The 15,653-nt window shown below is 39.8% G+C and carries 12 protein-coding genes; 4 read left to right on the top strand and 8 right to left on the bottom strand.

Going from position 1 to position 15,653, the window contains the following annotated elements:
* Positions 1–265: 265 nt before the first annotated feature.
* Positions 266–3,160, top strand: coding sequence for an RNA polymerase-associated protein RapA (rapA, locus tag I6F47_RS09210; protein ID WP_166376457.1), 2,895 nt, complete (start codon positions 266–268; stop codon positions 3,158–3,160).
* 302 nt (positions 3,161–3,462) lie between these two features.
* Positions 3,463–4,236, top strand: coding sequence for a YggN family protein (locus I6F47_RS09205; RefSeq protein ID WP_007581974.1), 774 nt, complete (start codon positions 3,463–3,465; stop codon positions 4,234–4,236).
* Between the two features lie 110 nt (positions 4,237–4,346).
* On the opposite strand, the gene I6F47_RS09200 is transcribed toward I6F47_RS09205, so the two are convergent.
* On the bottom strand, positions 4,347–6,776 hold the full coding sequence (locus I6F47_RS09200) for a zinc-dependent metalloprotease (RefSeq protein WP_197183727.1): 2,430 nt from the start codon (positions 6,774–6,776) through the stop codon (positions 4,347–4,349).
* Between the two features lie 154 nt (positions 6,777–6,930).
* Here I6F47_RS09200 and I6F47_RS09195 point away from each other — a divergent pair, with 154 nt between their 5' ends.
* Positions 6,931–7,899, top strand: a complete 969-nt coding sequence (locus I6F47_RS09195; RefSeq protein ID WP_007376783.1) for a class 1 fructose-bisphosphatase — start codon at positions 6,931–6,933, stop codon at positions 7,897–7,899.
* Positions 7,900–8,264: 365 nt separating this feature from the next.
* Here the strand turns inward: I6F47_RS09195 and I6F47_RS09190 are convergent, their stop codons facing one another.
* The gene (locus I6F47_RS09190) at positions 8,265–8,591 is read right to left on the bottom strand and encodes a hypothetical protein (RefSeq protein ID WP_007581969.1); all 327 of its coding nucleotides are present in this window, start codon (positions 8,589–8,591) and stop codon (positions 8,265–8,267) included.
* Positions 8,592–8,634: 43 nt separating this feature from the next.
* Here I6F47_RS09190 and I6F47_RS09185 point away from each other — a divergent pair, with 43 nt between their 5' ends.
* Entirely contained in the window at positions 8,635–8,994 is a 360-nt protein-coding gene (locus I6F47_RS09185; protein ID WP_197183726.1) for a DUF5522 domain-containing protein, read from the top strand.
* A 259-nt stretch (positions 8,995–9,253) separates the two neighbouring features.
* Here the strand turns inward: I6F47_RS09185 and I6F47_RS09180 are convergent, their stop codons facing one another.
* From I6F47_RS09180 to I6F47_RS09155, 6 genes are all read right to left on the bottom strand, one after another.
* On the bottom strand, positions 9,254–10,084 hold the full coding sequence (locus I6F47_RS09180; RefSeq protein ID WP_197183725.1) for a sulfurtransferase: 831 nt from the start codon (positions 10,082–10,084) through the stop codon (positions 9,254–9,256).
* Positions 10,084–11,178, bottom strand: a complete 1,095-nt coding sequence (locus I6F47_RS09175) for a capsular polysaccharide export protein, LipB/KpsS family (protein ID WP_007581963.1) — start codon at positions 11,176–11,178, stop codon at positions 10,084–10,086. The genes I6F47_RS09180 and I6F47_RS09175 overlap by 1 nt, the downstream gene beginning before the upstream one ends.
* 177 nt (positions 11,179–11,355) lie before the next feature.
* A complete protein-coding gene (locus tag I6F47_RS09170) occupies positions 11,356–11,775 on the bottom strand; it encodes a group I truncated hemoglobin (RefSeq protein WP_007581961.1) in 420 nt (139 codons plus the stop codon).
* Positions 11,775–12,608 carry a DUF3034 family protein gene (locus I6F47_RS09165; protein WP_197183724.1) on the bottom strand — a complete coding sequence of 278 codons (834 nt, stop codon included), beginning with the start codon at positions 12,606–12,608 and terminating at the stop codon, positions 11,775–11,777. The genes I6F47_RS09170 and I6F47_RS09165 overlap by 1 nt, the downstream gene beginning before the upstream one ends.
* A complete protein-coding gene (locus I6F47_RS09160; RefSeq protein ID WP_197183723.1) occupies positions 12,595–14,910 on the bottom strand; it encodes a bifunctional diguanylate cyclase/phosphodiesterase in 2,316 nt (771 codons plus the stop codon). The genes I6F47_RS09165 and I6F47_RS09160 overlap by 14 nt, the downstream gene beginning before the upstream one ends.
* Positions 14,903–15,565 (bottom strand): methylamine utilization protein, encoded by a 663-nt coding sequence (locus I6F47_RS09155; RefSeq protein WP_007581955.1) that lies wholly within the window; start codon positions 15,563–15,565, stop codon positions 14,903–14,905. The genes I6F47_RS09160 and I6F47_RS09155 overlap by 8 nt, the downstream gene beginning before the upstream one ends.
* Positions 15,566–15,653: the final 88 nt, after the last annotated feature.

Raw genomic sequence — 15,653 nt, 5'->3', positions numbered from 1 at the left:
AATAACTAAGTAAAACGGGCAAAACTTAAACCAGCAATACTTAATTGCCAAGGCATAATGTAAGTTTAGTCTATTTGTCATAAAAGTCCGTTTTATTACAAACTGTAATTAGTTTTGATTTACCTAAAAAAGAGTCATAAACAAGTTGTTTTAATAGTAATAATTAACACTTACAAAATTAATTAAAAGTGAGCCAAATAGCGCCTTGCAGTGGTGTTAGCTTACAGGTAACATAGCCGCCTTTTTCATCATAGACGAGACATACATGAATTTTTCCTTAGGTCAGCGTTGGATCAGTGATACAGAGTCAGATTTAGGATTAGGCACCGTTGTTGCCATTGAAGGCCGTCAGGTCAGCATATTATTTCCTGCCAGTGGTGAGAGCCGTGTTTATTCTTCGGCAGAAGCACCTGTTACCCGTGTGGCATTTAATCCTGGCGATGTGATCAAAAGCGTTGAAGAATGGGAATTAGAAGTAGAGTCTATTGAAGTACAAGGTGAGTTACTGTGTTATCACGGCACCCGTGTTGATAACGGCGAAACTGCCAAACTTAAAGAAACCTTTTTAGATCATTTTATTAAGTTTAATAAACCACAAGATCGTTTGTTTGCGGGCCAAGTCGATCGTTTTGATCGCTATACACTTCGCTACCAAACGTGGTTACATAAATTTGAACGTGAACAATCGCCTATTAAGGGCTTAATTGGTCAGCGTGCTAATCTTATTCCGCACCAGCTTTATATTGCCCAAGAAGTGGGTAAACGTTTTGCACCACGCGTACTTTTATCAGATGAAGTAGGCCTTGGTAAAACAATTGAAGCGGGCATGATTTTACACCAACAAATTATTAGTGGTCGTGCGAGCCGCGTACTTATTGTTGTACCAGAAAATCTACAGCACCAATGGTTAGTAGAAATGCTACGCCGCTTTAACTTACATTTTTCTATTTTTGATGAAGAACGCTGCGACGAAGCGTTTGCAGATTCACCAAACGTGTTTGATACAGAGCAATTGGTACTTACCAGTCTTGAGTTTTTAACCAAGAAAAAACGCTGGTTTGAACAAGCAACACTTGCTGATTGGGACTTACTAGTTATAGATGAAGCCCATCACCTAAGTATAAATAACGGCAAGCCAAGCTCAGAGTACCAACGTATGGCAGAGCTTAGCCAAGATATTCCTGGCCTTATTTTACTTACCGCAACGCCTGATCAACTTGGTCACAGCAGCCACTTTGCACGTTTACAGTTACTCGATCCTGACCGTTTTTACGACTACGACGTGTTTAAAGAAGAAGAAGCAAATTATAAAGACGTTGCTGAAGCTGCAAATCAATTACTGCAAGAGCAAGGGCTAGACGACACAGCCAAAGCCACACTAATTGAGCTATTAAAAGAAACCGATATTACTGATATTCTTGAAAAAGCACAGCAAGGTGATTTACCAGCACGTAAAGAAATACTTAACATGCTGCTCGATCGCCACGGCACAGGTCGTATATTATTTAGAAACAGCCGCAGCGGCATTGATGGCTACCCAAGTCGTAAATTACACGCCTACCCTATGGCACTGCCAAAACAGTATAAAACGGCTATGTCGGTACTAGGCAATATGGGCGGCATTCAAAACCCTGAACTAAGTGCACACCGTGCTCTTTTCCCTGAAAAAATATTTCAAGAGTTTGAAGGCGAAAGCGCAAGCTGGGGTTTATTTGACCCACGTGTAGATTGGTTAATCGAAACACTTAAAACGCTTAAGCGCGAAAAAGTACTACTTATATGTGCTAAAGCTGAAACAGCTATCAGTCTTGAGCAAATACTGCGTGAACGCGAAGCAATTAAAGCATCGGTATTCCACGAAGGTATGTCTATTATTGAACGTGACCGCGCTGCTGCATTTTTTGCAGACGAGTACGATAATGCACAAATATTATTGTGTTCAGAAATTGGCTCAGAAGGTCGTAACTTCCAGTTCTCGCATCACTTAGTGTTGTTTGATTTACCATTGAACCCAGATTTACTAGAGCAGCGTATTGGTCGATTAGACCGTATAGGTCAAACGCAAGATGTGAACATTCATGTGCCATATTTTGAAAACACCGCTCAAGAAGTATTGCTACGTTGGTACAACGAAGGTCTAGATGCATTCGAATCTACCTCGTCAACAGGCCAAATGCTTTATAAAGAGTTCCGTGATGATCTACTTGAATATATTTCTGCGCATAACTGCGATGAAGACGAACTCGATCCATTACTTGAGCAAGTAGCACAGCAAAATGCAGTACTGCGTAAAAAAATGGAAAGCGGACGAGATCGTTTACTAGAGCTACATTCATCGGGTCAAGGTGCTGCAGATTCACTTGTAGCTGAAATCGAAAAACTCGACAATCAGTTTGAATTACCAAGCTACATGATCAACGTGTTCGACACATTTGGCGTAAGCCAAGAAGATAAAGGCGAAAATACCATTATCTTAAAGCCAACTGAGCATATGTTAAACCCTTCATTCCCATCGCTTAAAGAAGATGGCATGACCGTTACCTTTGATCGCGACACGGCGCTTTCGCAAGAAGACGTGCACTTTGTTAGTTGGGATCACCCAATGGTGCAAGGCACCATGGATATGATTTGTGACGACGACTTTGGTAGCGCATCGGTTGCATTGCTTAAAAACAAAAAGTTACCGCCTGGCACCTTTTTTGTTGAGCTTATTTTTGTTGCAGAAGCAATGGCACCAAAAGTATTACAAGTTGGTCGCTTTTTACCGCCTACACCAATTCGTATATTGCTAGATAAAGCAGGTAATAATTTAGGTGAGAATGTGGCATTTGAAGGCTTTAATCAGCAGTTATCAGCCGTTGGCCGCCAAACAGCAAGTAAACTTGCAGGTGCATTGCAAAGTGCTGTTCACCCTATGATTACTACCGCTAAAGATATGGCACAAGAAAAACTTGAAGTTATTCGTGCAGCGTCGCTTGTTAAAATGCAAACGTCACTCAGTGAAGAGCAAGAGCGACTGGTAGCCCTTAAGCAGATTAACCCGAATATTCGCCAAGAAGAAATTACCTTCTACGATAAGCAACGCAGCGACCTAGCTACATATATTGAAAAAACGCAGCTACAACTTGATGCAATTCGATTAATAGTGGTTTCACACTAGAGATTTTGGCTTTTAACCGCTAGCCTTTTAAGCTGACTCCAGAGTAAATTTGGAGTCATCTTTTTAAACTTCATTTTTAAAACCACGTGTTCTTATTTAGATATGAGCTAACACTACCTATTTAGCTTTATACCAAGTCCTTTATTGTGCTATCTATTTTTCTTAACATCACCGTAGCTAAAAACTCAAGCTACGCCCTATACAGCTATTGTTTGAGATAGTTGATAGGTTTATTTTCCCTTGCATAAAGTTGTTTTTTTGTTAACCTACTCGCCTTCCATTTTAGTCTTTTTGAGGTGTTTATGGCGTTTCTATCTCGTTCGATATTGGCGTTGTCCATAGCGCTCTCAAGCAGCAGTGTCTTTGCTCAAGCCCAATGCGATGTTGAATTACGTCATGGTTTAATTATTACTGACGATGCGATTCGCATATTAGATAAAGGCCAGACTCGTGTACAAATTAATAACAATAACCAACTATTTATTCGCGGTTATTGGGTTGATTTAAGCGATGACGAAAGCAAAGTACTCGAACAGTTTAGTAATGGTATTCGCCACACAGTCCCCGAATTAGTAAACCTTGCTACCGATGGTGTTAACTTAGGTTTAAGCGCTATTGAACACGTAGTTGAAGGTATGTCAGATAAAGAGCCTGAAGTACTAAAAACACAACTAAAGTATGTAGAGCGCGCGCTAATGGATAAGTTTAAGCGCGGCGATGACTTCTTTTTTATAGCCCCTCAATCACTTTCGCAAATAGATGATTTTTTTACTAAAGAGATCAGCCAGCAAATTCACTCTGCAGTGCATGGATCGTTAGGTGCTATTTTGGTATCACTCGGAGATGCGTTTAAATCGCGCGAAGGTAATATAGAAGATCGTATTAACGACATGGGGCAACGCATGGATATTATCTCAAGAGAAATTGATAAGTCGCTACAAAAAAAGGCGCATCAATTAGAGCTTAAAGCTTCTGAGTATTGCGAATGTTTAAATGCACTCGATGTAACCGAGTCTCGCTTACAAGCAATAGTACCGGGTATGGCCGATTACGATTTAGTGCAAATAAAGTCTTAGTGTACGTATTCGTTTTTAGAATAAAATAACACCGAGTATAAATATACTCGGTGTTTTGCTTTATGATTGATTAAATGATTGATTAAAAATAAGCGCTTCTACTTTTTATTCTAAATTGGTGAGCCCGGTGGGATTGGTAGCACTTTAAAGTTGTTTGGCCATTGCCCTTTAATTAAAAACTGATTTACTTGCTCAGCTAAATATTGCTTAAACGCACTCTCGCCAGTACTTGTATGGCTCAGCATTGAGTTTTGGTTAAAGTCTTCACTCAACTTAACTAAGTAGTAACGTAACTGCGCTTGCACTTCAGGGCTTGCACTATCGCTTGCTACTATATCAGCCATAGCTTTCGCTGTTAAAAATTGCACGCGCTGAGTGATTTTACCTGTCATTGTATTAGGTGATGACACGTTAAACACTTGGCTATATAGCTCCTCAAGTAACTCATCTAAACTATAAAAGTCATTACTACGCGCTTGTTGTTGCGCTAAGCGATTTAAACGCTGTGCATTTAATAAAAGCGACAAGCTGTGCTGCACTGCAACCTCGGGTAATGCCATTGCATCGAGCGTTAACCCTGTGCGCCCAACTATGCTTTCGCGCGATTTAGACTCGCCATATGCTTTTGGCGGAATTAGCGATAACACAGATTCAGGAAGTAATAAGTTACTTGGCTTAAGTGTTGCAAAAATAGCGTTTACCGCTTCTTGCTGTGTTTTTTTATTAACGACTTGTGCGCCTTTTACGGGTGAGTCACCGCGTGTTTCGTATTCATAATCAACACCAGCTATAAGTTTCACTGCAGCCTCAACCTGAAAACGGTGAAACAGATAAAGCGGAACTAGTTTTTCCTCTAATTGCGATAATGAATCACCCGTTTTAATATTATTAATACCAAACTGCGAAAGCGCTTTTTTACGTACGTCGAGTACTCTTAAAAGTTCCTGCGAAGGATTAGTGCCGTTATCCCATAAATGAGCTGTTGGATGCGCGCCACCTTTAGCACGAGCATCACTATCTGATATAAACTCAAGGCCTTTGGCTTTGTTCTCTTTTAAAATAGCAGCAAGTTCTGCGCTTTCATCTTGGTTAGTAAAATCGCTATAGCCATATTTAATTACTTGGGTATCCCACACGCCCATGCCTGTTGCATAGCCGCGCGTTACATCAAGCTTACCTTGTTCATTAAAACTAAGTAGCGGATGTGGGTAATCCATTACTGAGGCTCTATCCCCTACCGATGCTGCAAAGTTATGAGAAATACCTAACGTGTGGCCAATTTCATGTGCGCTTAATTGGCGAATACGATCAAGCGCCATTGCTTGCAAGTTTTTAGCAACTTCATTGCCTTTTAAATAAGGAGCAGCGAGTGCTTCGGCTATTAAAATATCTTGGCGAACACGCAATGAGCCAAGTGTTACGTGCCCTTTAAGTATTTCACCTGTACGTGGGTCGATTACCGAACTACCGTATGACCAACCACGCGTTGCACGGTGTACCCATTGAATGACGTTGTAACGAATATCCATAGGGTCGGCGCTACTTGGCAGCACTTTTACTATAAATGCATTTTTATATCCTGCCGCCGTAAATGCGTCGTTCCACCACTTTCCACCTTCAAGCAAAGCGCTTTTAACGGGCTCTGGAACGCCAGGATCAAGGTAATAAACAATTGGTTTAACAGGCTCACTAATAGGTAAACTTGAGTCCTTTTTAGTTAAACGATGGCGCGGTATATAACGCACGTACAGTGACTCACCAAGCGGCGCTGCGTAATCTTTATGTTCTATACTCCAAAAACCTGATTGCGGATTAAACTTGCGCGGCGTGTAGTTATCATCTGGTAATTGAATAAGTGAATGATGCATATGAACAGTAAGCGCATAAGGGTCAGCACTTACTTGGCGAACAAATTCACCTGGTTTTGTGCCTTTAAATGTAAGTACAGCTTCAAGCTCGGTGTTTTTTACAAATGCTTTTGAGCGATTCATATAAACGGCGCTACGTGATTCATCAAGGCTAAAGTTGCCTTGCTTTCGTGCAGCAAGCGTCCGGCTTACGCCGTGTACATCACTTAATAAGTAAGGCGTGTAATCAATAAGTGCTGTGACTTTATCTTCTGCGACTACTTTAAAACCAGCAAGTATACTTGATGCAAACGCTTCTTTAATACTTTGCTGTTCGGCCTTGTTACTTGTGTTGGCACGATAGTAAGTATTTACAGCGCGTAACATTACTTTGTCGCCAAAACGCTCAAACTGCACAAGGTGAGTATTACCAAGCTGACCTCTATCAAGACCTATGTCGTTAGAGCCAATACCGTAAGGCAAGCTTTGCTGCAGTAAAAATTGCTGTTCAAACTTATCAACTTTTAAATATACTTTCCCGTTTTGGGTATCGTAAAAAAACGAATAATAGCCCGGAAAATGATTCATTTGCGTAGTAAATTCATCAATTGACTTAATTGCTGCGTGCGCTTGAGTTATGATAGAGCACAGCACAGTAAAGAATATGTAACTTAGTAGTGGTATTTTTTTCATAATCTTATCTTTGTTATTTGTGTTTTAAGTACGATTAGGTGGTCCCATTATAGGGTGCTATTTAAACAATACAGTTATTTAAGACGAATTTCAGCGCTCTAAGCTAATCTCTCTCACATTATGATTGGTTTTAACACGTTATCAGGAAAATAGAATGCGTAGACTCCCTCCAGTATTACTTGAAGATGGTTGTTCAAGAGAACTTTTATCATTAATTCGAACAATTTTAGCAGCATGTAAAGAAATTTCGTTTCGCGTTGGTCAAGGCGCGCTTTCTGGCGTATTAGGCTCAACCCTTGATGAAAACATTCAAGGCGAAACTCAAAAAAAGCTCGATGTATTATCTAATCAGCTGTTAAAAGATATTTTACTGGAATCAGGTACTGTTAAAGCAATTGCGTCTGAAGAAGAAGACTACACAGTAGCAGGTAACCCAGACGCTAAATTTATAGTGGCATTTGACCCACTCGATGGCTCGTCAAATACGGATATTAACTCACTTGTGGGTACTATATTTTCTATTATGGAAGCGCCTGAAGGTTCTGACGCCGCTGACGAAAGCATATTTATGCAGCCCGGCCATAAGCAAGTTGCTGCAGGTTACGTACTTTACGGCCCGTCAACAATGCTTGCGCTGACTACAGGTAAAGGCACGCGCATGTTTACCCTTGATAAAACACAAGGCAGCTTTTTACTTACACAAGATTTTGCCGAAATCCCTGCTGATACAAACGAATTTGCCATTAATACGTCTAACCAACGCCATTGGCAACCAGCTATGCAAAACTACATCGATGATTTGCTAGCAGGCGATACAGGCCCTCGCGCTAAAAACTTTAATATGCGCTGGATTGCAGCAATGGTGGGCGATGTACATCGCGTGCTTAGCCGTGGCGGTTTATTTACTTACCCTACCGACACCAAAGATCCTAAAAAGCCAAATAAATTACGCCTACTTTACGAAGCAAATCCAATGGCTATGTTAGTAGAGCAAGCTGGCGGTATCGCATCAACCGGTACCGAGCGTATTATGGATATTCAGCCTGATGCAATCCACCAGCGTGTAGCCGTTATTTTAGGTTCTAAAAACGAAGTCGAAACGTGCTTGGGATATCATAAATAATCGCTTAAAACGATTGTCTTCAATTTAAAAAACCGCATTCAATTGAAGTGCGGTTTTTTTGTAGGTGAGGTTTTACACCTCACTTTTTAACCACTAAAACCACGTTACATGAGCGCGAAGTAAATTCGCACCTACAGGGTTGCATATATTGTAGGTGAGGTTTTATACCTCGCTTTTTAAACACCAAAGCCACGTTACATGAGCGCGAAGTAAATTCGCACCTACAGGGTTGCATATATTGTAGGTGAGGTTTTACACCTCACTTTTTAAACACCAAAGCCATGTTACATGAGCGCGAAGTAAATTCGCACCTACAGGGTTGCACATATTGTAGGTGAGCTTTTACACCTCGCTTTTTAAACAAATCAAATTTTTACTAACGCAACTATTTGAGCAAGCTTTTGATGATTAAGCTCTCCCATTTGCTCGCTATTACTGAGCGCATAAATAAAACCTTCATGCTCTGCACAATCAATGTCATCTCGCGATTCAATTACGTTTGCCCAAAGCTCTAAATCATCTAAGTCTATTTCGTTACTTAAACAGCGCTTAAGCACATCAATTAAAACCTCGGTTGAGAGAGTATAATGAGTTTTATTGCTATCAGCAGGGCTTGAAACGATAACCGATATAGCTTCGTCCCTTTGCTCACCAAATGTAATAAATTCAGCTAATGCTTTTTGTGTATTCATAATATTTGTTATTCTTGGCTCACTGTTACTAAAAAGAATTATAATGACTCAACTTAACTGCGCTAAATGCCACCGTACTCTAACGTGTAATGTAGACGATATATCAGCGTGTTGGTGCAATGAGCTGCCGGCTATTTTACCGCTAGATATCACAGCAACAAGTTGTTTATGCCGCAAGTGCACGCTTAATAAAATAAATACTTTTTTAAAGGGTGTTTATACACAGCCTATTAAAACTCAAATAGACTTTGCAAAACAATTTAGAGGTAACGACAATTTAATTGAAGGGCTCGACTACACCATGCAAAGTGGTTACATGATATTTAGTAAGTGGTTTTTTTTAAAGCGTGGTTCGTGCTGCAAAAATGGTTGTAAAAACTGCCCTTATGGATACAAACTGTAAAAAGTTTTAATGCGCTTTCGTATTATTTCACCACAGATAAGGTAAGTAAAAATTCAGCAGAAGCGACTTACAAATATTATTATTTCCCTCTGTGTAGCGCAAAGCGCCTCGGTGTTCTCAGTGGTAATCAATGTTTAAAATTACCTCCACGTAGGCGTGAAGCTTGCTCACGCAAAAGATTGTTAATATAACCATGTGTAAATTAAGCGCGCTAGCAAGCAAAGCGCCTACAATAAATTTGCTGCTGTACTATTTCAACTTATTCACGTTTGGTAATAGGCAGCGAGTTACTTGCGCCCCACTCACTCCACGAGCCATCATAAACGCTTAAATTACTGTAACCACATTCGGTAGCAAATAACGCTAAAATACAGGCTGTAATACCTGAGCCACAGCTAAATTGTAACTGCTGCGCATCACCGACCACGTCATTAAATATCGCTTTAATTTCAGTAAGTGGTTTTGCTTCACCTTTATTAAGTAAATTCATAAAAGGCAACGAGCGACTATTTGGGATATGCCCACTACGCATACCTTTTCGGGGTTCACTTTCTTCGCCTGTAAAACGTTTATAAGCACGTGCATCTAGCAATACAGTGTTAGGCTCATCGATTGCGTCAACCACTTGTTGGCTATTAATAAAATACTCAGAATTATAGTTTGCTGTAAAATCACCTTTACCTGACGCTTTGCTATAACCTTGTTGTGTGGCGTAATCGCTCTCTAACCACTTTTTAAGGCCACCACTGAGTACTTTAACATTGTGATGCCCCATAGCTTTAAACATCCACCACGCTCTTGCTGCGCTAAATAAACCGCCATCTTCGTATACAACTATAAACGAGTCGTTATTTACACCTGCATTTTGCATCATGTGGGTAAACTGCTGCTCGCTGCATACCATACTTGGTAAGGGATTTGATCTATCGGCCAATTCGTTTTTTATGTCAAAACGTTTAGCGTTAGGCAGCATTGCTTGCGGCGAATAAGTACCCAAAACACCTGGGCGCAGCATACCTGCATCAAATATCACTAATGCAGGATTATTAAGTTGCTCGTGTAATTGCTGACAGCTAATTAGGTTTTTCACTACGATTCCTTATCACCATGATACTTAGCAAACTCGTCATTACCCGTAAAACGCGCTTCAATCGCTTTAATGTGTTTATCTTCAGTGTGTTTCCAAACGCCAGGAATACAATATACATGTTCAATAAAGCTAAAAAACTTATCCTTTAATAATGTATTTGGTTGCCAGCCCTGCACTACTTCGTTCATATTCTCTGCTAGCTGCTCTGCAGTGCTTGCATGCTTTACCAAACCCTCAATGTTGTAACAGGCTTGTCCAAGAGTTAAAACTCGTTTATTGAGCAGCAATGCTTCTAAGCCGACCGTTGAATTAATCGTTAATACGGCTTCAGCGCACTTAATCAAATCACTTGTTTGATTTCCATTAGCAAAAATTGCAATCGGATCTTTTTCATAAAGATGAGCGTAATGTTTATGCCACGACGGATGCTCTTTAAAAACCACTTTTAAACTTGGATCGTTTAAGCTTTTGACCGCTTTAATCACCTCGTCGTAAAACATGTCCATAGAGTTTATCCACGGAGAAAAGCTAGCTAATTGAGTATCATGAGGTACTTGAAAAGGCGCAAATATATAGCGTTCTGGCACATCGGCGCATTCAAATTCACAGCGCTTTTTATGATCAGCTCTTGGAATTAAATCCGGCGCACAAAAATTTAGCTTATTTTGTGGGTCAAAATTTAGGTAAAAAGAAGGGTCACGGCTTAACGACGCATTATAGTTAATACCATTAGGGTCTAAACTGCTTGTACCGGGTAGTAAACCATTTTCATAATAAAACTGCTTAACACCTAATGCTTTTGCAGCCATAGCAACGGTCGTATTTGGAAGTTTATTGCCGTTCCAAATAACAATGCAGTCAGGATTAGTCTCGGTTAATAAGGCTAAATACTTAGCGTATCGTAATCGTTCAAATAAAACTAACCCAGCACTGTAAACAGCAGTAATAATAGGACTATTCCAGATAGCATTACGTGCTCTTTTGCGTTTTAGCTGAGAGTTAACTACATCAGTAAAATTAACTTGAAACGCATCTTTTAAATACTTAACAGCAGAAAGCTTAGGGGCTCCCATGATATGTAATTGGCAATCCATCGACAATTTTTTGATTATTTTTCTATAGTATTTTGCGTGTACATTTTTGCGAGAGATAAATAGGTAAGCCATACAAGCTATATTTGCCAATTATTGTTTTTATGAAATAATTCTAAGTGGACAATGACATCAAAGCAAGGTTCCCTTTACTTAATAATTACTTTAAAGCCTTTATGGCTACATTTTTATAATTTCACCACGAAGTGGTGCCATTCTAGAGAGAATATCGTTTTGCAAACTATGGCTAATGTTCTGCTCATTCATTGCATTTATAAGTAAATCAACCACATGATTAAAGTCTTTCTCTGTAATATGCATACCTGTATGGATTGCTACCATAGAGTCGCCATCGTATGTACATGGGCCTTCTACTAACATACACATATGAGTAATAAACCCTTGGCGAAAGTACGCTATATTGCTGTGTTCAAAGTAATGAATTATCTGCTCGTCATTACCTATTTGATAGATAAAGCTATCAACAATTCTGCCTATCCCCGCTTTACCATCGAGCTTTTGATAAAGCGATAATTGTGTTGAGCTAGCACAACTACAAAGCAATCCTACGCATACTATAAAAATACCAACGCTTTTCATTACCAATACCCTGTTACCGATAAATACCAACCTGTTTGATCGTCAGCCCCTGCAATGCTTCCTAAATCAAGGTAAGCCGCTGTCACACTTACGTGCTTATTAGGCATCCATGCTACAAATAAGTCTTTCCAATCTTGTTCGCCTAAGTTTAAGTTATTTGATTTTTGACGATACTCAACACCTACGGCTACTTCACGACTAAAAAATAGTGCTGTGCTGCCTTCAAATAGCACTTTACCACTACCATTTTCTCCACCGTAGCCAAGCAAACCAAGTTGATTAGCTTCGCTGTATCGTGTGGTTACGTTCCAAAACCAGTTATAACCAGCAATAGCCCCCAAATGTAACTTACTAGCAGCGAGGTAGTAGTCAGTGCCGCTGGTATCTCCTGCGCCTACAAGTGTTGCAATACTGCCATCATCCAGTGATTTATGCTGAATACCTAAGCTAAGCTGTGGCCAATCACTGTAAACAATATCGCCATATAAACGTATTTTAGCACCTGTAATTGATTGCTCTATTTCAGCATCAAGTGCTGGTACATCAAAGCGCTGTTGGGCATAACTGAGCTCAACGCGATTAAATAAATTAAGTTGTGCACCACATACGTCAAGTGTGTAGTCGGTTACATCTGCGCGGCTACAAAAGCCATTTATCGAAAATTCATCATCACTTGCGTACCCAGCAAGTTGTGCCCACGGTACAATACCACCGCCGCCACTGCCTTCAATTTGAGAAACTCCCGGCGTAGCTAGCAGTTTTCCATTGCTTGCAATGCTCGGTACACTAATTATTAAAAACAAACTTGCTAATAAGTATTTAATTTTTTTCATAGTATTCCTCCAGCCATTCTTCTAATAGTTCTGCTTTTAAAGGCCTACTTAAGTAATAGCCTTGTGCATGGTCGCACTGCATGCCTCTAAGTAAATTTAATGAGCCAAGTGTTTCAACCCCCTCAGCTACAACCGAGAAACCTAGCTGATGCCCCAACGTAATTGATGATTGCACTATAAATTGATCTTTTTGCGATTCATCAAGTTTTAGGATAAAGCACTTATCTAGCTTAAGCTCATCAATCGGTAACATTTTTAATCGACCAAGTGATGTTTGCCCTACACCATAATCATCTAATGATATTTTAACGCCAATTGCCTTTAGGTTTTCGAGCGCTTTAATACCTTTTTCTTCGTTTTCGATCATATCGCGCTCAGTAAGCTCAATAGTGATCAGCTTAGGATCTACTTTGTACTTTTTAAGCGTACGAACTAATGCAGCATGAAAGCCCGGAAATGCTATGTCTTGCGCAGATACATTTATTGCAGCCTGTAAGTTTATATTTTTAAACTGCCAATCAGCTACTTGTGCTACAACCGTATTAACAACCCACCCAGTAAGCTCAACAATAAGGCCCGACTGCTCAGCTAAGTCAATAAACAGTTCAGGATTGACCCAGCTACCATCTTTTCGCTGCCAGCGAATAAGCGACTCAACTTTATCTATTTTTTGCGATTTCAAATGTAATTTTGGCTGATAAGTCATAAACAATTGACCATCGTCATCACTAATAGCCTGCTTTAATTCATCAAGCATTATTAAGCGCTCTAAGTGCGCCTCGTCTTCACCATTTTGATAATAATGTATGCTCTCTTGTGTGTTTGCAGCACTTTCAACAGCAATTAGCACGCGGCGCATTAAGTCATCACTTGCAATTCCTTGCGTAGGATACTGCACAATGCCCGCACTAAAGCGTAAGTTAATTTTTAGTTTTTGAATGGTGTAGCACGCTTGTAATTGTGCCATTAAGCCAACAATACCGCTTTTGTGTTCGCGCGCTGCCGCAGTCGGAAACACAGTTAAAAACTCATCGCCGCCAATACGAGCATGAAAGCCCCCTAACTCATCCGAAAACTCACTTATTCTGCAAGCAACCGCCTTTAGGCAGTCATCACCAATGCGCGGACCGAGCTTATCGTTTATATGGCGAAGACCTTTTATGTCTATTGCAACGAGCGTATACTCGGCTGATGAATCTAACTCATCATCAAGCACCTCAAGCATGGCTGAGCGGTTATAAAAGCCTGTTAGGGAGTCGTGTCTGGCTTGAAAGCTAATTTGTTGCTCGCGCTGATTAATATCATTACCCATGCTATCAAACGCTGCGACTAGCGTGTCTATTTCGGTACTTTGCCTTCGCCCTTTAAATTCAAAAGCATAATTACCTTGTGCAAATTGCCTTGCTATTACAGCTAGTTGAGTAAGTGGCGTAGTTAAGTTATTTGCAAATATGCTGCTCGTAATAACACCTACAAACATAGTTAAAATAGCTAAAATAATAAGTGTAAAAAGAAGTTTTTCGAAGTCACTATAACTTTGTGTTAAATCGGCGCTCAGTAAAATAATTATAGGATGGGTCAACAACGATGGTAAATCTATATCTCGGTTACGATACACCAAATACTCACCAAAAAAACGCGATGTGGTTACGGTACTAAAATAGCTAACAGGTTCAAATTGCTCAGGGCGATTAGTTAATGAACTAATAACAATATCGTCAGCGCTACCTATAAAGCTCACATCCATGCCTGTTAAGCTTTTTAGTTCATGGGCTACATTGTCATCAATTTTAAAACCCACCAAACTATAGGCCACTGTACGTGGCGCTCTTACGGGTAATAAAATAATTTGGTAAAGCTCGTTATTTAGCACCACAAAACTAGACTCTTCTGGCGCACTTAAAAGCTCTTCCATTAACGGCTTTAAGTTATGTGCAAAAGCGTCTTCGTCAGTATTGGCGGAAATTAGCCTACCCGATAAATCAAGTAGCAGCATTAATTCGGCATCAATACGTTGGCTATGATTAAACAACACACTGCTTATTGTCCCGGCATCCCGCGTTGCTACAGCTTGCTTAAAACCAAAGTCGGAGGTGAGTACTTTTGCTGCGGTTAGTAGTAAGCTTTCTTTTGATTTTAAATATTGCTTATAAACATTTTGCGCTACGGTAATGTCTTGATTTACTTTTTCTTCTTGAAACTTACTCGTAGACCACCAAAAACTAAACAAGCTGACCATAGTGGTTAATAACACTAAGCCAACACATAAAATGGTTATGCGATTTCGTAAACTATTAGTCATTACCAGCCTTAAACTTACTACCAAAGGTATTTCTAGGTGCTGGGGTCGATGTGTTTACTGTTATCTGTAACTGTTTTTGAGAATTAATTGTTATCATTTTTTTATTCTCCAATGGCGCTGTTTGTAAAGGGTGCCACACACTCACTTGTGCAGGCAGCGTATTAATAGGCAAACTAACATAGCCTTTTTTATCTGTTTTATATACGGATTCACTACTCGCTACATAGATATAGCCAACCATAGAGTCATGAATATTACACCCTAAAACAACAACCCCTTGTTGCTCAAACGTAATGGGCTCTTTTGGTTGCCCTGAATATAATCTTAGTTGAAAAGGCTTAGCTTGTGAAAAAGAATAAACATGATGGCGAATATTATCGCTGTTAGGAAAGTTAACTTTTTGACCCTGTTGTACAACTAATAATTCGGGTAAAAACTGCTTATGGACTTGATCCATTATAGCAATGGGCAAATTTGATGGTGTGGCTTGTTTGTCAGCAATATTAAGCTCAACCACTGCACCTGATAACTTTTGGCCGTGTTGATCTTCTATTACTAATTCAATATTCGCACTTAAAGCAAACTGACTAAAAAACAAACCTATAGCTAAAAAGTAATGACTTTTAGCAAACTTTTGCAATGCCCGCTCAAACATAACAACACCTAAATATTAATGTTAGGTTAAGTTAATTAGAGACGAGCACTAATTGCAAGAATTATAGCCCAGTAACTAAAAATAAAGA

It is taken from the genome of Pseudoalteromonas sp. NZS37, from assembly GCF_015864265.1.
GTDB classification, from domain to species: domain Bacteria; phylum Pseudomonadota; class Gammaproteobacteria; order Enterobacterales; family Alteromonadaceae; genus Pseudoalteromonas; species Pseudoalteromonas arctica.
Note: the sequence above shows the minus strand (reverse complement) of the source record. Positions and strands in the feature narration are given on the sequence as shown.

Bases quoted from the DNA above. Each gene is read 5' to 3' on its own strand.
- rapA (WP_166376457.1), top strand. From the start codon at position 266: ATGAATTTTTCCTTAGGTCAGCGTTGGATCAGTGATACAGAGTCAGAT.
- I6F47_RS09205 (WP_007581974.1), top strand. From the start codon at position 3,463: ATGGCGTTTCTATCTCGTTCGATATTGGCGTTGTCCATAGCGCTCTCA.
- I6F47_RS09200 (WP_197183727.1), bottom strand. From the start codon at position 6,776: ATGAAAAAAATACCACTACTAAGTTACATATTCTTTACTGTGCTGTGC.
- I6F47_RS09195 (WP_007376783.1), top strand. From the start codon at position 6,931: ATGCGTAGACTCCCTCCAGTATTACTTGAAGATGGTTGTTCAAGAGAA.
- I6F47_RS09190 (WP_007581969.1), bottom strand. From the start codon at position 8,591: ATGAATACACAAAAAGCATTAGCTGAATTTATTACATTTGGTGAGCAA.
- I6F47_RS09185 (WP_197183726.1), top strand. From the start codon at position 8,635: ATGACTCAACTTAACTGCGCTAAATGCCACCGTACTCTAACGTGTAAT.
- I6F47_RS09175 (WP_007581963.1), bottom strand. From the start codon at position 11,178: ATGGATTGCCAATTACATATCATGGGAGCCCCTAAGCTTTCTGCTGTT.
- I6F47_RS09170 (WP_007581961.1), bottom strand. From the start codon at position 11,775: ATGAAAAGCGTTGGTATTTTTATAGTATGCGTAGGATTGCTTTGTAGT.
- I6F47_RS09165 (WP_197183724.1), bottom strand. From the start codon at position 12,608: ATGAAAAAAATTAAATACTTATTAGCAAGTTTGTTTTTAATAATTAGT.
- I6F47_RS09160 (WP_197183723.1), bottom strand. From the start codon at position 14,910: ATGACTAATAGTTTACGAAATCGCATAACCATTTTATGTGTTGGCTTA.
- I6F47_RS09155 (WP_007581955.1), bottom strand. From the start codon at position 15,565: ATGTTTGAGCGGGCATTGCAAAAGTTTGCTAAAAGTCATTACTTTTTA.